The sequence below is a fragment of the Serratia sp. N21D137 genome, assembly GCF_047530005.1.
Lineage (GTDB): Bacteria > Pseudomonadota > Gammaproteobacteria > Enterobacterales > Enterobacteriaceae > Chania > Chania fonticola_B.
Map to the genome: position 1 here is coordinate 95,462 of NZ_JBLJAJ010000006.1, position 16,124 is coordinate 111,585.

The following is a 16,124-nucleotide window of genomic DNA, read 5'->3' on the forward strand; positions in this document are numbered from 1 at the left end:
GTGCCAACATGACTGAGGCTGAAAATGAACAAAGACCACGTAAAGCTGGCAATCGCCCCGATTGGTTGGACGAATGACGATATGCCTGAGTTAGGGGACGAGAACACGTTCCAGCAGTGCGTCAGCGAAATGGCGCTGGCCGGGTTCACCGGCAGCGAAGTGGGCAGCAAATATCCGCGCGATCCCAAGGTGTTGAAGCCGATGCTGGATATCCGCGGGATACAGATCTGTAATGCCTGGTTCAGCACGTTTTTTGCCGATGGGCTGAAGGAAAAGACCATCGATGAGTTTATTAACCACATGAATTTCCTGCATGCAATGGGGGCCAAAGTGATTGGCTGCTCCGAGCAGAGCAAGAGCATTCAGGGCACCACCAAGGCGGTATTTGAAGAGAAGCCCTATTTTAGCGATGAAGAGTGGCAGCGGGTGGCGCAAGGGTATAACGAGCTGGCGAAAATTGCCGCCGGAAAGGGGATGCAGGTCTGCCTGCACCATCATATGGGCACGGGCATCCAGACCACCGAAGAGATAGACCGCTATATGAGCATGGTGAACGACGATGTTTACCTGCTGTTTGATACCGGGCATGCCTATTACTCCGAAGGCAGCCAACAGGCAATGTTGGCAATCCTGGAGAAATACCTGCCGCGCATCAACCATGTGCACTTGAAAGACGTGCGTGACGAGGTGGTGGCAGAGGTTAAGGCCAAGCGCCTGAGCTTCCTGGACGGGGTGAAAAAAGGCACCTTCACCGTGCCGGGGGATGGCGTGATCGATTTCCGGCCGATATTCAAGCTGTTGGATGAGCGTGGCTATAAGGGATGGATGGTGGTGGAGGCCGAGCAGGATCCGGCGCTGGCCAATCCTTTTGAATACGCTGTGAAAGCACGCCGCTATATTCGCGAAACGGCCGGGCTTTAAGTTAGTTATTGGTTTGCTGAGTCTAACTGGTGGGGCGTTGGTATTAGCGCCCCACCTACAAAGCAGTTCTGATTACGGGGTTTTAAACCGAGCCATATGATAAGCATCCACCAACTCGCCATCGCGCATGGCAAAGCGGCGGCTGGTGCCTTCAATCTCAAAACCGAACTTACGATACAGCGCAATGGCACCCTGATTGTCGGTGAAGACCGTGAGCTCAATGCGCTCAATACCGGCCCAGTTGTCGCAGATATCGATCATCGCCTGCATCAGCGCGCTGCCAACGCCTTTGCCGTGGTAACCGGCATCCACGCTGATGCCAATAGTGGCCACATGGCGGCGGCGCACCCGCTGGTTGAGTTCCACGAACAGCTGCCCCACCACGCGATCGTCAATGCAGGCCACCATGTTGTAGGTTCCGGGTTGCACGTTAGCAATACGTTGCTGCCACATGGCTTTTGACGGTAGCGGTAGTTGTAGCGTGTCACGGTAAACGGCCGGGTGGGAATATAGCTGGTGCAAGGCTTCAGCATCGTTACTTTCCACGTGACGAACTACAATCTCGCTCATTCTTTCCTCTCTTTGGCGTTTACCGTTTGAATAACCTCCCAAATTATCCGTTTACTCCCCTGAGTCAATATAATTTCCCATTGGTCAAAAAAACGCTTTACAGGTGCGAATGATAATGATTATTATTGTCATGCGTTCAGAGAGAGTATCAACCTTTGATACTGTTTGCTGAAGGCACGACATTGCTCACATTGCTTCCAGTGTTTACTTAGCCAGCTCGGGTGCTGGCTTTTTTTTTGCCCAAATTCAGCGGCTAAACCATCCCACACATCCTTTGCTACGTGCTGGCAAACTCCACCTAATTTTTTGAACAGAGGGGTGAGATTTTTGCGCTTTCATATTCCTCCGTCAGGTCTAGACTGTAGAAAACGTTGAGGAGAGTTGAATATGATTTATTTACGTAAGGCACAAGATCGCGGTCATGCCAATCATGGTTGGCTCGACAGCTGGCACACTTTCTCATTTGCTGACTATTACGATCCCGACTTTATGGGGTTCTCGGCGCTGCGGGTGATCAACGAAGACGTGATTGATGCAGGCCAGGGGTTCGGTACTCATCCCCATAAAGACATGGAAATCCTGACCTACGTGCTGAGCGGCACGGTGGAGCATCAGGACAGCATGGGCAACAAAGAACAGATTAATGCCGGTGAGTTCCAGATCATGAGTGCAGGGACCGGTGTGCGTCACTCTGAGTACAATGCCAATAGCGATCGGCCATTGCATCTCTACCAGATCTGGATTATTCCGGATCAGGTTGGGCTGGAGCCACGTTATGAACAACGGATGTTTGATGCGCCTCAGGGCCGCCAGTTGGTGCTGTCGCCAGACGCCCGTGAAGGTTCGCTGAAGGTGTTCCAGGATATGACGTTGTCTCGCTGGGCGCTGAAGAAAGACGAGCAATCGGTTTATCCAATCCAGGCAGAACGCCGCGTTTGGATCCAGGTGGTGCATGGCAATGTCTCTATCAATGGCCACAAAGCAGGTATTAGCGATGCGTTTGCCATCTGGGATGAGACAGCACTGTCTATCCATGCTGATGAAGACAGCGAGATTTTACTGTTCGATCTGCCACCGGTGTGATGACAAAGTAATGGCGAGGGCTTGTTGCAATGCCGGGCCCTTTTTTGTGTCTGCTGGCCGGATAACCAACAATATCGGAAAGGCGTTTTATTTGCTAAAATGGCCGCCCATTCACGGTTAGCCAGTTCAGTGATAATGAAGAAAAAACGGCCGGTGCTTCAAGATGTTGCAGATCAGGTTGGCGTCACCAAAATGACGGTGAGCCGCTATTTGCGCAATCCCGATCAGGTTTCTGCCGCTTTACAGCAAAAAATTGCGGTAGCGCTGGACGAACTTGGCTACATTCCCAATCGTGCCCCGGATATCCTTTCCAATGCGACCAGCCGGGCAATTGGTGTGTTGCTACCGTCGCTGACCAACCAGGTATTTGCCGAAGTGTTGCGGGGTATCGAAAGCGTTACCGATGCACACAACTATCAAACCATGCTGGCGCACTACGGCTATCTGCCGGAGCGTGAGGAAGAGCGTCTGACGTCGCTGTTTTCTTATAACATCGATGGGTTGATCTTGTCCGAACGCCACCATACCCCACGTACCCTGAAGATGATTGAAGTTGCAGGCATTCCAGTAGTGGAGCTGATGGACTGTGTGTCACCCTGTATCGATCTGGCTGTCGGGTTCAACAACTTTGAAGCGGCCCGCCAAATGACCCAGCAGATCATCGCTCGCGGCCATCGTCATGTGGTGTACTTTGGCGCGCGTCAGGATGAACGCACCATTATCAAACAGCAGGGCTACGAACAGGCCATGCGTGAGTCTGGTCTTGAAGCCTACAGCATCATGACCTCACGTTCTTCTTCCTATTCGGCCGGTGGTGAGATGTTGCGCGAGGCGCAGCGAGATTATCCGCAGGTTGACAGTATCTTTTGTACCAACGATGACTTGGCGATCGGTGCGGCATTCGAGTGCCAGCGCCAGGGGTTATCTATCCCGCAGGATATGGCGATTGCCGGTTTCCACGGCCACGATATCGGCCAGGTGATGGTACCAAAGCTGGCGAGTGTGCTGACGCCGCGTGAGCATATGGGGCAGATCGCCGCTGAGCGCCTGTTGGCACGGCTGCGTGGAGAGGTTGTTTCCCCACGTATGGTGGACGTGGGCTTCACCGTGGCACCCGGTGGCAGCATCTGAACCTGGGCGCAACAGCCAGCGCCCAGCACGGTTAACTTATTGCTTTAGCGCTGCAACACAGCGGCCAACTACGCCTTCAACGTCGGTATCGATATCCACGCAAATCACATCTTTTTCGTCGGCCCCTGGCTCTTCTAATGCCTCAAACTGACTTTTTAGCAGCTCGGTGGGCATAAAATGCCCAGAGCGGGCTTGCAGACGGGTCAGGATCGTCTCGAAGCTGCCTTTTAGATAGATAAACACCATATTGTCATTGTCTTTGCGTAGCAGATCGCGATAGCGGCGCTTTAGTGCCGAGCAGACAATAATCCCGCTCTCGTTCTTGTGATTAAGGCTGTACGCGGCGTCGTTGAGGCGTTGCAGCCAGGGCGCGCGGTCCTCGTCATTCAGCGGCTGGCCGCTGGCCATCTTCTGGATATTGGCGCGTGGATGCAGATCGTCGCCATCGATAAATTTTGCCTTGATTTCCCGTGCTACCGCCGCGCCAATCGTGGATTTGCCGCTGCCGGAGACGCCCATCAGGATGATGCTTTTTCCCGCCATAAGTTTGATCTCTATCTCAGAATGCGAATTTTGCTGGGTTACCTGGTTCCGGATCTTATCATGTTACCGGTATCATGATACGGGTAACAAATGGAGATGTGATTGTCATCACACAGCACAGAACAGGGAACATGCCCGGCGTTTTCATGTCGCCACGTGGCGGGCTGCAATCTGCATCCATTGGCTACCACTGTACTCAGCTGCCTACTTAGACAACCAGGATAGGGTCGTACAATAAAACAAAGCACCTTCTTTCGCTGCCGTTGCGTAAAGAGGCCAAGTGATAAAAGGGTTGGAGAAAAATTATGCCACTAGTGATTGTTGCCATCGGCGTAGCCATGCTACTGCTGCTGATGATCCGCTTTAAGCTGAACGGCTTTATCTCGTTGATTCTGGTCGCTCTGGCGGTTGGTATCATGCAGGGAATGCCGGTAGACAAAGTGATTGGTTCTATCAAGGCCGGCGTGGGCGGAACGCTGGGCGGTCTGGCGCTGATCATGGGCTTTGGTGCCATGCTCGGTAAGCTGCTGGCGGACTGTGGTGGTGCGCAACGGATTGCGACCACGCTGATCGACAAGTTCGGTAAACAGCATATCCAATGGGCCATCGTGCTGACCGGTTTTACCGTCGGTTTTGCTCTGTTCTACGAAGTGGGCTTCGTGCTGTTGCTGCCTTTGGTGTTTACCATTGCTGCCTCTGCACGTATCCCGCTGCTGTATGTCGGCGTGCCGATGGCTGCGGCGCTGTCCGTTACCCACGGTTTCCTGCCGCCACACCCAGGCCCGACAGCCATTGCTACCATTTTCCATGCGGACATGGGTAAAACCCTGTTGTATGGCACCTTGCTGGCAATCCCAACCGTGATCCTGGCAGGCCCGGTGTATGCCCGCTTCCTGAAAGGTATCGATAAGCCGGTTCCAGTCGGTTTATATAACCCAAAAACCTTTACCGAAGAAGAAATGCCTGGGTTTGGCGTCAGCGTAGCGACTGCACTGGTGCCGGTGATCCTGATGGCGTTGCGTGCCGTGGCGGAAATGGTGTTGCCAAAAGGCCACCCGATCTTGGCTTACGCCGAGTTCTTTGGTGACCCGGTAATGGCAACGCTGATCGCGGTGCTGATCGCCATCTTTACCTTCGGCCTGAACCGTGGCCGCACCATGGACGAAGTGATGGGCACCGTCAGCGACTCCATCAAAATCATCGCCATGATGCTGTTAATCATCGGCGGTGGTGGGGCGTTCAAACAGGTGCTGGTGGACAGCGGCATTGAGCAATACATTGCTGGTATCATGCATGGCAGCAATGTGTCACCGATCCTGATGGCCTGGTCAATTGCCGCAGTGCTGCGTATTGCACTGGGTTCCGCGACCGTAGCGGCAATCACCGCCGGGGGCATTGTGGCTCCGCTGATTGCTACCACCGGGGCTAGCCCGGAGCTGATGGTTATCGCCGTTGGTTCGGGCAGCGTGATTTTCTCTCACGTAAACGATCCAGGCTTCTGGTTGTTCAAGGAGTATTTCAACCTGACCATTATGGAAACCATCAGGTCCTGGTCCGTGTTGGAAACCATCATTTCAGTCTGTGGCCTGATTGGCTGCCTGCTGTTGGCGATGGTGGTTTAAGCCTTAACGGCGGGGCGCAGCAATCTCTGCTGCGCCCTGACTGCTAAAGGTTCAGATACGCCCGAACGCCGTCCAGGAACATCTGGGTGGACAGCATCACCAGAATCAACCCCATCAGTCGTTCCAGTGCACTCACCCCTTTGCTACCCAGTAACCGCAGGAATACGTTCGACATCAGCAGGATCGCCGCCGACAATCCCCAGGCAATCAGCAAGGCCACGACCAGATGCGAAATCTGATTGGGGTACTGGTGTGAAAGTAACATCAAGGTTGCCAGAATTGACGGCCCGGCCACTAACGGAATAGCGAGCGGCACCAGGAAAGGCTCCTCTCCTGCGGAAAGATCGCTGCCGCTGCCCTCCTGCGAAGGGAAAATCATCTTGATAGCGATCAGGAACAGGATTATCCCGCCGGAGATCGACACGGTTTCGGTGCGCAGGTTGAGGAACGCCAAAATATGTTCGCCCGCGAACAGGAAAATCAGCATCAATACCAAGGCTATCAGCAACTCGCGGATCACCACCGCCCGGCGACGGCGCGGTTCCAAGTGTTTCAGCACCGACATGAAAATCGGCAGGTTACCCAGCGGATCCATAATTAAAAACAGCAACACCGTTGCCGCAATCATTTCTGTCATTTAAGGCCTCAAAATCAGAAAAAACGACGGATATAAGCGGCGTTACTGAGAATTGCCTGCTCATTGAATAAATTCACTTTGTGCTCGCGCCGACTTTTTGTAAGGTGGGTAGATATTGCACACAACATATAACTTAACTCTATCTCATATCCTTCCTGAAAGGGTATAGAGCATAGCCATCCTCCAAGGCAGGACAGTAAATATGAAAAACGTTGGTTTCATTGGTTGGCGTGGTATGGTCGGCTCGGTTCTCATGCAACGCATGACTGAAGAGCGCGATTTTGACGCCATTCGCCCGGTATTCTTCTCCACTTCGCAGCTCGGTGCTGCCGCCCCGGCTTTCGGTGGCCAGCAGCAAGGTACGCTGCAAGATGCGTATGATGTCGAAGCATTAAGCGCTCTCGATATTATTATTACCTGCCAGGGCGGCGATTACACCAATGAAATCTATCCAAAGCTGCGGGCTGCCGGCTGGCAGGGCTATTGGATTGATGCGGCCTCTTCTCTGCGTATGAAAGACGAGGCGATTATCATCCTCGACCCAGTGAACCATGCGGTGATCCAGGAAGGGCTGAACAAAGGCATCAAGACCTTTGTTGGCGGTAACTGCACCGTCAGCCTGATGCTGATGTCGCTGGGCGGCCTGTTTGCCAATGACTTGGTGGAGTGGGCCTCTGTTGCCACCTACCAGGCTGCCTCTGGCGGGGGGGCGCGCCATATGCGTGAGCTGTTGACCCAGATGGGCATGCTGCATGCGGATGTAGCGAAGGAGTTACAGGACCCGGCCTCGGCGATCCTGGACATCGAACGTAAAGTCACGGAGGCCACCCGTTCCGGTAAGCTGCCAACCGATAACTTTGGCGTTCCTCTGGCGGGCAGCCTGATCCCTTGGATCGACAAGCAGCTGGATAACGGCCAAAGCCGCGAAGAGTGGAAAGGCCAGGCGGAAACTAACAAGATCCTCAGCACCTCAAGCATCATCCCGGTTGATGGTCTGTGTGTGCGCGTCGGTGCGCTGCGCTGCCACAGCCAGGCATTTACTCTGAAGCTGAAGAAAGACATTCCGCTGCCGGAAATTGAGCAACTGTTGGCCACGCACAACGACTGGGTACGGGTGATCCCGAACGACCGCGAACTGACCATGCGTGAGCTGACGCCTGCTGCCGTAACCGGTACTTTGAACACGCCAGTTGGCCGTCTGCGCAAGCTGAATATGGGGCCGGAATACCTCTCCGCCTTCACCGTTGGCGATCAGCTGTTATGGGGCGCGGCCGAACCCCTGCGCCGCATGCTGCGTATCCTGCTGTAGGATATTTAGTTGCGTTGCATGAAGGATCACTAAGCTGTAAAAAACCGATAGCCCGCATGAAAGCGGGCTTTTTTATGTGGATAGCATTACTAAAACGCACCTTTAGGTTATCCCCAAGACCGTACTTTGGGGACAGGTCGATTGGCGGCAACGTAATGCGGGGGCCATGTTGGCGGTATATCATTGAAACCGCGGCCCATCGTGTTATTTCGTCAGCACCTTTTCTAATGCGGTAAGCGCGCATTGCTGATCAAGGTGTCCACCCGGTGCGCCGCCTACACCAATAGCGCCAACGACTTCTTCACCGCTTTTCACCGGTACGCCACCGGCCAGCAATAAAAATCCAGGGATATCACGCAGATTTTCTGCCCCGGCGTTGGTCTGGGCATTTTTCATCACATTTTCGGTAGGGTTTTTGGTGGTCAGCGCGGTAAATGCTTTCATCCGGCTGGCTTCCACCGTATGAGGACCCGCGTTATCCATCTTCTTGATAACCAGAGGAATACCGGCGCGGTCTACCACGGTAACGGCAACATTGTAGTTATTGGCGCTACAGGCCTGGATGGCACTTTGCGCCAACTTATCAGCCAATTCGAGGGAGAGATTCTTTTCGGTCAGAATGCCACTGGCTGCACTGGTGAATGACAGCATACTGCTAAATAAAATGGCGGATGAGATTATACGTTTCATCTTGGCTTGCTCCTGAATAGACCTTTGGTGTAACAAAGAGAATAGAGGGTGTCATTGAAGCAATCCATTGTCTTGATTACCTACTTGGCTAGGTGTTTTTACTGAGTAAGGGGATATGCAACCCTGTGAAAGGGTTGGAGCGTTGTTTGATCTGACGTTCGGTGAGCCCCAACACTGTATGTTACTGCTATAACCTTGAACTTCCTTGAGGCTGATCTCTTTCAGCCCTCCAATGTGCTGTTTTCCACATTTCTGGTCTCAATTGCTGTAGCAGTAAAGGCGATGCAGGCAAGGTGACGTCACGCCTGTCGTATATCAGACGCGGCCAGCGAAGGTTGCCCGCTCCGCCGGTTTTCCGGCTGAAAATTTTCCTTGGTAATGTCACCGTGTTTTTAGCAGACATAGCTATGCTTATTAGGTGGATCAAAAGTTTTCCATCAATGGTGAAAATTCGCCTAAAAATTAAGCATAAAGAGCGAAACTGCGAGCATGAAGGCGATCGATTAATCAATAACCGACTGAAATCACGCTTTAGGTAGCAAATGAATTGCATGATAGGTGCAACGGCTGCTTTTTGTTCAGCGTAGCCTTTTAAAAGTCATGCTCTTAATCAAAGGAAGAATGCTATGCCTGTACTTCCCGAACGTGACGTGATCAATCAGCTCATCTCCGGTCACTATGCCGATCCCTTTTCCTTGCTCGGCATGCATGTAACCGAAAACGGACTACAGATTTGTGCGCTGTTGCCGGATGCGGGCACCGTGTGGCTGGTAGAGAGTAAAACCGGTAACCGTCTGGTTCAGCTCAATTGCGATGACGCTCGTGGTTTTTTCAGCGCTCTCGTACCGCGTCGTAAAACCCCTTTCCGCTATCAGCTTGAAGTCAGCTGGCGCGACCATCAACAACTTCTCGAAGACCCTTACCGTTTTGGCACCCTGCTGCAGGATATTGACAGCTGGCTGCTGGCCGAGGGCACCCATCTGCGGCCTTATGAGCGGCTGGGGGCGCATCCTGGCTCGTTGGATAATGTGGATGGGGTCAGCTTTGCCGTTTGGGCACCGAATGCCCAGCGCGTGTCGGTAGTGGGGGAGTTCAACTTTTGGGATGGACGGCGTCATCCCATGCGTCTGCGTAGAGAGAACGGGATTTGGGAGCTGTTTTTACCGGGCGTGAAGGCCGGGCAGCTGTATAAATACGAGATTATCGATTGTTACGGCAACGTGCAGCTGAAAGCCGATCCTTATGCTTTCGAAGCGCAGATGCGGCCGGAAACGGCCTCGTTGATCACACCGCTGCCTGCGGTGGTGGAAAATACGCCGGAAAGGCAGCGGGCCAATGACTTTGACCGTCCGATTTCCATCTACGAAGTGCACCTGGGCTCCTGGCGCCGCCATACCGACAATAATTTCTGGCTCAGCTATCAAGAATTGGCCGAGCAACTGATCCCCTACGTTAAATATATGGGTTTCACCCATATTGAACTGTTGCCGATCAACGAGCATCCGTTCGACGGCAGCTGGGGCTATCAGCCGTTGGGAATGTATGCGCCAACCCGCCGTTTTGGCACGCCAGCGGAGTTCAAGGCTTTTGTCGCCGCGGCTCATGATGCCGGGATCAACGTGATCCTGGATTGGGTGCCGGGGCATTTCCCCAGCGATGCCCATGGCCTGGCCAACTTCGACGGCACCGCACTGTATGAATATGCCGATCCTCGCGAAGGATTCCATCAGGACTGGAACACGCTGATCTACAACTATGGCCGCCACGAGGTGCGTAACTACCTGGCGGGAAATGCGTTTTACTGGCTGGAGCGCTTTGGTATCGACGCCCTGCGCGTCGATGCGGTGGCGTCGATGATTTACCGTGATTACAGCCGTGCCGACGGTGAGTGGGTGCCGAACTACTATGGCGGCAATGAGAACCTGGAAGCGATCTCCTTCCTGCGTTATACCAACCAGACGCTGGGCAAAGAGCGGCCAGGAGCGGTGACGCTGGCGGAAGAATCCACGGATTATCCGGGCGTTACTCTACCGCCAGATGCCAACGGCTTAGGCTTCCACTACAAGTGGGATCTCGGCTGGATGCATGACACGCTGAATTATATGAAGTGCGATCCGGTGCACCGTAAATACCATCACAACCTGATGACCTTCGGCATGCTCTACGCCTATACCGAAAACTTCGTGCTACCGATCTCGCACGACGAAGTAGTGCATGGCAAAGGCTCCGTGCTGGATCGTATGCCGGGAGATGCCTGGCAGAAATTCGCCAACCTGCGGGCCTATTACGGTTTTATGTGGGCGCACCCGGGCAAAAAACTGCTGTTTATGGGCAGCGAATTTGCTCAAGGGCGTGAATGGAATTTCGATAACAGTCTGGACTGGCATCTGCTGGATGGATTGGACGGTTGGCACCACGGCGTGCAACGGCTGGTACGCGATCTCAACCACTGCTACCAGGAGAATGCGCCGCTGTATGAGCGCGATTATCGTCCAGATGGTTTTGAATGGCTGGTAGTCGACGATCACGACAACTCGGTATTTGCCTTCGCACGCTACGACTCGCAGGGCAATGAGCTGATTGCCATCAGCAACTTTACCCCGGTGCCGCGCCCCTATTACCGTATCGGTATTGGGCGCGCTGGCGAATATCAGGAGATCCTCAATACCGATTCACACCATTATCACGGCAGCAACGCGGGTAATCAGGGGCGGGTGATTTCGCAGCCGATCGGCAGCCACGGTCGTGAACATTCGATCAGCGTGATGGTGCCACCACTGGCTACGGTTTATCTGCGGCGGGAGGTTTGATGGTAGAGCTGACGCCGGGTCTTGCCGCGCCTTTAGGGGCTTATTACGACGGTAATGGCATCAACTTTACCCTGTTTTCTGCGCATGCCACTCAGGTTGAGCTGTGTCTGTTCGATGCGCAATATCGTGAAACACGCCTGCCGTTGCCTGCCCGCAGCGGTGATATCTGGCATGGATATCTGCCAGGGGGCGAGTTGGGGCAACGTTATGGTTTTCGGGTGCATGGCCCATTTGAGCCGCATCTAGGGTTGCGCTTTAACGCCAACAAGCTGTTGCTCGATCCGGCGGCGCGGGCAGTCGAAGGGCCGGTTGCCGACCATGTGCATTTGCATGGGGGGTACGATCAACCGGACTCGCAAGACAGCGCCCCGTTGATGCCAAAATGCATAGTGATCGACGAAAGCTACGATTGGCAAGACGATCGCCCACCAGCCACCCCTTGGGGCAAAACGGTGATCTACGAAGCCCACGTCCGGGGGCTGACGTTAACGCACCCGGAGATCCCGGCCGTATTGCGTGGCAGCTTTGCCGCTCTTGGCCACCCGGCGATGATTGCCTACTTCAAGCGGTTGGGGATCACGGCGCTTGAGCTTTTGCCGGTGCAACAGCACACCACGGAACCGCGTTTGCAGCGCCTGGGGCTGATCAATTACTGGGGATACAACGTGCTGGCTCCTTTCGCGCCAGACAACCGTTACAGCAGTTTGAGCACCGGGACGACGCCGCTGCGTGAGTTCCGCGATGCGGTGAAAGCGCTGCACCGGGCGGGGATCGAAGTGATTCTGGACGTGGTGTTCAACCACAGTGCAGAGCTGGATGTGGATGGGCCAACGCTGTCGCTGCGCGGTATCGATAACCCCAGCTACTACTGGCTAACCCCTGACGGTGGCTACGATAACCTCACCGGCTGTGGCAATACGCTGCGGTTGGATCAGCCGGCGGGCGTGGCGTGGGTGATGGATTGCCTGCGCTTTTGGGTTCGGGAGTGCCATGTCGACGGCTTTCGCTTCGATCTTGGCACCGTGTTAGGCCGTACACCGGCGTTTGACCGCGATGCACCGCTGTTTCAGGCGATGCTGGCGGACGATACGCTGGGGCGCTGCAAACTGATCGCCGAGCCCTGGGACATTGGCCCGGGCGGCTATCAGGTTGGCGCGTTTCCAGGCCGTTTTGCTGAGTGGAATGACCATTTCCGTGACGATATCCGCCGTTTCTGGCTGCGGGGCGATCTGTCACTGGGTCAGTTTGCCCAGCGTTTTGCTGCCTCCAGCGAGGTATTCAACCAACGTGGGCGCGCGCCTTATGTCAGCATCAATATGCTGACGGCCCACGACGGCTTTACCTTGCAGGATGTAGTGAGTTTCAAGGAGAAACATAACCAGCCTAACGGAGAGGGAAACCGTGATGGCAGCGACCAAAACTTTAGCTGTAACCACGGGGTTGAAGGCCTGATTGCCGACGAAACCGTTTTGCAACGCCGCCAGGCCAGCCAGCGAGCACTGCTTGCCACGCTGCTTCTGGCGCAGGGGACACCGATGCTGCTGGCCGGTGATGAGCACGGAAATAGCCAGCAAGGCAACAACAATGCTTACTGTCAGGATAACGCAACCACCTGGCTCGACTGGGCCAATGCGGATGAGTCACTGACCGCCTACACCGCCGCGCTGATCCGCTTGCGCCAGCAAATTCCTGCTTTGCAGGCAGACCGCTGGTGGCAGGAGGGAGACGGCAGCGTGCAGTGGTTAAACGCGCAGGGGCAGCCGCTCAGTGCGCAACAGTGGGAACAGGGCGATCGCTGCTTGCAGATCCGCCTGTCGCAACGCTGGCTGATGGTGATCAACGCCACCCAGCAGACCGTTGAGATGACGTTACCCGAGGGTGATTGGCAGGTTGTCGCCCCCTTTACTCAGGAAGATTCACGGGCGGTTCTACCCGCCTGGTGCCAGGTTGCGCATTCGCTTTGCGTGCTGGTAGAGAAAAATTAAAAGGAGTCAGTTATGGTTAAGCACGAAAATAAAGACCCTCTGATGTTGGCGCGCCAACTGCCGAATAAATCCGTTGCCCTGATATTGGCAGGCGGCCGTGGCTCGCGTTTGAAAGATTTAACCTCTACCCGCGCCAAGCCAGCCGTTCACTTCGGTGGCAAGTACCGCATCATCGATTTCGCCATGTCCAACTGCCTGAACTCAGGGATCCGCCGTATGGGGGTGATCACTCAGTATCATTCCCATACGTTGGTGCAGCATATTCAGCGGGGCTGGTCGTTCCTGAACGAAGAGATGAATGAGTTTGTCGATCTGCTGCCTGCCCAGCAGCGCCTCAGCACCGAACACTGGTACAAAGGCACCGCAGATGCGGTCTACCAGAACCTCGACATCATTCGCCGCTATGAAGCGGAATACGTGGTGATCCTGGCAGGCGACCATATTTATAAAATGGACTACTCGCGGATGCTGATCGACCACGTCGAGAAGGGAGCGCAGTGTACGGTGGCCTGTATTCCGGTACCGCGCAAGGAAGCCAGCGAGTTTGGCGTGATGAAGGTGGACGATAACGACCTGATCCTCGAATTCCTGGAGAAGCCAGCCAATCCGCCGGCCATGCCTGGCAACCCTGAGATGTCACTGGCCAGCATGGGCATCTATATTTTCAACGCCAGCTACCTCTTCCAACTGCTGGAAGAGGATATGTCGACCCCTGACTCCACCCACGATTTCGGTAAGGATCTGATCCCCAAAATTACCGCGCAGGGTGCTGCCTGGGCGCATCCGTTTACGCTTTCCTGTGTGGGGTGTGGTCCCGATCTGCCGCCATATTGGCGTGATGTCGGGACCTTGGAAGCCTACTGGCGCGCCAACCTCGATCTGGCTTCGGTCACGCCTGAGCTGGATATGTACGACCGCTCCTGGCCGATCCGTACCTATATGGAGCCACTGCCACCGGCCAAATTTGTGCAAGATCGTTCCGGCAGCCATGGCATGACCATGAACTCGCTGGTGGCCGGTGGGTGCATTGTCTCCGGTTCGGTGGTGGTGCATTCAGTGCTGTTCTCGCGAGTACGGGTGAACTCCTTCTGCACTATCGACTCTTCTGTATTACTGCCCGATGTCAACGTTGGCCGCTCCTGCCGCCTGCGTCGCTGCATTATCGATCGCGCCTGCCATATTCCCGAAGGCATGGTGATTGGTGAAAACGCCGAGGAAGACAGCAAGCGCTTTTACCGTTCGGAAGAGGGCATCGTGCTGGTAACGCGCGAAATGTTGGCAAAACTGTAGCCATTCCGGCTGGGACCTTGGGCGTGGCAAGCTGCGCCCCTTATCTCCGTAAAGACGTTTTTACCGAATTTCAGGAGTGATAATGCAGGTTTTACACGTATGTTCCGAGATGTTCCCACTGCTTAAAACCGGCGGGCTTGCAGACGTGGTTGGCGCATTACCGACGGCGCAGATTGCCGCAGGAGCTGATGTTCGGGTGCTATTACCGGCGTTTCCTGACGTGCGCAACGGTATCCCGGACACGGTACTGGTTGCCGAAATCGACTCTTTTGCCGGGCGCGTAGGCCTGCGTTATGGCACCTACCATGGCGTGGGCGTTTACCTGATCGATGCCCCTTGGCTGTACGATCGGCCGGGCAGCCCGTATCACGATCAGTCGATGTACGCCTACCCGGACAACCATCGCCGTTTTGCCTTGCTGGGCTGGATGGCCTGCGAGTTGGCGAAGGGGTTGGATCATTACTGGCGGCCAAAACTGGTCCATGCTCACGACTGGCATGCTGGCCTGGCCTGCGCCTATCTGGCTGCTAATGGCCATCCGGCACGCTCAATCTTCACCGTACACAATCTGGCCTATCAGGGGTTATTTTCCGCCCACCATATGGCGGAGCTGTGGTTGCCACCGTCATTCTTGAATATCTATGGCCTGGAGTTTTATGGCCAGATGTCTTTCCTGAAAGCAGGCTTGTACTACGCTGACCATATCACCGCCGTCAGCCCGACCTATGCGCGTGAAATCACCCAGCCTGAGTTTGGTTACGGGATGGAAGGATTGCTCCAGGAGCGGCAGCGGCAGGGAAGATTGAGCGGCATTCTCAACGGTGTTGATGACAAGATTTGGGACCCGTCACACGATGCGCGCCTGGCGGCACGCTATGACGCCAGCAGCTTGAAAAACAAGGCAAAGAACAAGGTTCATCTGCAAAAAGCCATGGGGCTGCAGGTGGATGAATCGTTGCCACTGTTTGCGGTGGTCAGCCGTTTGACAAACCAGAAAGGATTGGATCTGGTGCTGGAAGCCCTGCCAGCGTTGCTGGAACAAGGGGGGCAGTTGGTGCTGCTGGGGGCGGGGGACGCAGTATTGCAGCAGGCTTTCCTGGCCGCGGCGGCCGATTATCCGGAACAGGTCGGCGTGCAGATTGGCTACCACGATGCCTTCTCACACCGCATTATCGGCGGAGCGGACGTGATCCTGGTGCCCAGCCGCTTTGAACCTTGCGGGTTAACACAGCTTTATGGCCTGAAATATGGCACGTTGCCGCTGGTGCGCCGCACCGGTGGGTTGGCAGATACGGTGGTGGACTGTGCGCTGGAGAACCTGGCCGACGGCACTGCCAGCGGGTTTGTGTTTGATGATTGTAATGCTGTTGCCCTGGGCAATGCCATTCGGCGTGCTCTGGTGCTGTGGAGCAGGCCGAGACATTGGCATCACGTACAACGCCACGCCATGAGTCTGGATTTTGGCTGGCAAGTCGCGGCAAAGGAATATCTGTCGCTTTATCAACGCTTGTTGTAATCACGTACTTGGGATTG

Annotated in this window: 13 protein-coding genes; 9 read left to right on the top strand and 4 right to left on the bottom strand. The window is 54.8% G+C overall.

What is annotated here, in order from left to right; translation table 11 throughout:
- The first annotated feature begins 24 nt into the window (after positions 1–24).
- Positions 25–921 (top strand): myo-inosose-2 dehydratase, encoded by an 897-nt coding sequence (gene iolE, locus ACMV5H_RS07115; protein ID WP_021807422.1) that lies wholly within the window; start codon positions 25–27, stop codon positions 919–921.
- A gap of 72 nt (positions 922–993) precedes the next feature.
- Here iolE and ACMV5H_RS07120 read toward each other — a convergent pair whose 3' ends face one another.
- Positions 994–1,491 (bottom strand): GNAT family N-acetyltransferase, encoded by a 498-nt coding sequence (locus ACMV5H_RS07120; RefSeq protein WP_021807423.1) that lies wholly within the window; start codon positions 1,489–1,491, stop codon positions 994–996.
- Between the two features lie 387 nt (positions 1,492–1,878).
- On the opposite strand from ACMV5H_RS07120, the gene ACMV5H_RS07125 reads away from it, so the two are divergent.
- Positions 1,879–2,574: a pirin family protein gene (locus tag ACMV5H_RS07125; RefSeq protein ID WP_021807425.1), complete on the top strand. Its 696-nt coding sequence runs from the start codon at positions 1,879–1,881 to the stop codon at positions 2,572–2,574.
- A gap of 135 nt (positions 2,575–2,709) precedes the next feature.
- On the top strand, positions 2,710–3,705 hold the full coding sequence (gene gntR / locus ACMV5H_RS07130; protein ID WP_071681484.1) for a gluconate operon transcriptional repressor GntR: 996 nt from the start codon (positions 2,710–2,712) through the stop codon (positions 3,703–3,705).
- A 36-nt stretch (positions 3,706–3,741) separates the two neighbouring features.
- Here the strand turns inward: gntR and ACMV5H_RS07135 are convergent, their stop codons facing one another.
- Positions 3,742–4,248: a gluconokinase gene (locus ACMV5H_RS07135; RefSeq protein WP_094982405.1), complete on the bottom strand. Its 507-nt coding sequence runs from the start codon at positions 4,246–4,248 to the stop codon at positions 3,742–3,744.
- 305 nt (positions 4,249–4,553) lie between these two features.
- On the opposite strand from ACMV5H_RS07135, the gene gntT reads away from it, so the two are divergent.
- Positions 4,554–5,870: a gluconate transporter gene (gntT, locus tag ACMV5H_RS07140; RefSeq protein ID WP_021807428.1), complete on the top strand. Its 1,317-nt coding sequence runs from the start codon at positions 4,554–4,556 to the stop codon at positions 5,868–5,870.
- A 43-nt stretch (positions 5,871–5,913) separates the two neighbouring features.
- Here gntT and ACMV5H_RS07145 read toward each other — a convergent pair whose 3' ends face one another.
- Positions 5,914–6,507 carry a YhgN family NAAT transporter gene (locus tag ACMV5H_RS07145; protein ID WP_021181749.1) on the bottom strand — a complete coding sequence of 198 codons (594 nt, stop codon included), beginning with the start codon at positions 6,505–6,507 and terminating at the stop codon, positions 5,914–5,916.
- A 202-nt stretch (positions 6,508–6,709) separates the two neighbouring features.
- Here ACMV5H_RS07145 and asd point away from each other — a divergent pair, with 202 nt between their 5' ends.
- A complete protein-coding gene (asd, locus tag ACMV5H_RS07150; protein ID WP_021181748.1) occupies positions 6,710–7,816 on the top strand; it encodes an aspartate-semialdehyde dehydrogenase in 1,107 nt (368 codons plus the stop codon).
- Between the two features lie 204 nt (positions 7,817–8,020).
- Here asd and ACMV5H_RS07155 read toward each other — a convergent pair whose 3' ends face one another.
- Positions 8,021–8,506, bottom strand: a complete 486-nt coding sequence (locus ACMV5H_RS07155; RefSeq protein ID WP_021807430.1) for a GlcG/HbpS family heme-binding protein — start codon at positions 8,504–8,506, stop codon at positions 8,021–8,023.
- A 626-nt stretch (positions 8,507–9,132) separates the two neighbouring features.
- On the opposite strand from ACMV5H_RS07155, the gene glgB reads away from it, so the two are divergent.
- The 4 genes from glgB to glgA all read left to right on the top strand — a co-directional run bounded on the left by glgB (position 9,133) and on the right by glgA (position 16,107).
- Positions 9,133–11,316 (top strand): 1,4-alpha-glucan branching protein GlgB, encoded by a 2,184-nt coding sequence (gene glgB / locus ACMV5H_RS07160; RefSeq protein ID WP_179253243.1) that lies wholly within the window; start codon positions 9,133–9,135, stop codon positions 11,314–11,316.
- Entirely contained in the window at positions 11,316–13,301 is a 1,986-nt protein-coding gene (glgX, locus tag ACMV5H_RS07165) for a glycogen debranching protein GlgX (protein WP_414821639.1), read from the top strand. Before glgB ends, glgX begins: the two co-directional genes overlap by 1 nt.
- 12 nt (positions 13,302–13,313) lie before the next feature.
- The gene (gene glgC / locus ACMV5H_RS07170) at positions 13,314–14,591 is read left to right on the top strand and encodes a glucose-1-phosphate adenylyltransferase (protein WP_021181744.1); all 1,278 of its coding nucleotides are present in this window, start codon (positions 13,314–13,316) and stop codon (positions 14,589–14,591) included.
- 82 nt (positions 14,592–14,673) lie between these two features.
- Positions 14,674–16,107 (top strand): glycogen synthase GlgA, encoded by a 1,434-nt coding sequence (gene glgA / locus ACMV5H_RS07175; protein WP_021807434.1) that lies wholly within the window; start codon positions 14,674–14,676, stop codon positions 16,105–16,107.
- The last annotated feature ends 17 nt before the right edge of the window (positions 16,108–16,124 follow it).

Excerpts from the sequence above, each read along its gene's own strand:
- iolE (WP_021807422.1), top strand. The coding sequence starts at position 25 with ATGAACAAAGACCACGTAAAGCTGGCAATCGCCCCGATTGGTTGGACG.
- ACMV5H_RS07120 (WP_021807423.1), bottom strand. The coding sequence starts at position 1,491 with ATGAGCGAGATTGTAGTTCGTCACGTGGAAAGTAACGATGCTGAAGCC.
- ACMV5H_RS07125 (WP_021807425.1), top strand. The coding sequence starts at position 1,879 with ATGATTTATTTACGTAAGGCACAAGATCGCGGTCATGCCAATCATGGT.
- gntR (WP_071681484.1), top strand. The coding sequence starts at position 2,710 with ATGAAGAAAAAACGGCCGGTGCTTCAAGATGTTGCAGATCAGGTTGGC.
- ACMV5H_RS07135 (WP_094982405.1), bottom strand. The coding sequence starts at position 4,248 with ATGGCGGGAAAAAGCATCATCCTGATGGGCGTCTCCGGCAGCGGCAAA.
- gntT (WP_021807428.1), top strand. The coding sequence starts at position 4,554 with ATGCCACTAGTGATTGTTGCCATCGGCGTAGCCATGCTACTGCTGCTG.
- ACMV5H_RS07145 (WP_021181749.1), bottom strand. The coding sequence starts at position 6,507 with ATGACAGAAATGATTGCGGCAACGGTGTTGCTGTTTTTAATTATGGAT.
- asd (WP_021181748.1), top strand. The coding sequence starts at position 6,710 with ATGAAAAACGTTGGTTTCATTGGTTGGCGTGGTATGGTCGGCTCGGTT.
- ACMV5H_RS07155 (WP_021807430.1), bottom strand. The coding sequence starts at position 8,506 with ATGAAACGTATAATCTCATCCGCCATTTTATTTAGCAGTATGCTGTCA.
- glgB (WP_179253243.1), top strand. The coding sequence starts at position 9,133 with ATGCCTGTACTTCCCGAACGTGACGTGATCAATCAGCTCATCTCCGGT.
- glgX (WP_414821639.1), top strand. The coding sequence starts at position 11,316 with ATGGTAGAGCTGACGCCGGGTCTTGCCGCGCCTTTAGGGGCTTATTAC.
- glgC (WP_021181744.1), top strand. The coding sequence starts at position 13,314 with ATGGTTAAGCACGAAAATAAAGACCCTCTGATGTTGGCGCGCCAACTG.
- glgA (WP_021807434.1), top strand. The coding sequence starts at position 14,674 with ATGCAGGTTTTACACGTATGTTCCGAGATGTTCCCACTGCTTAAAACC.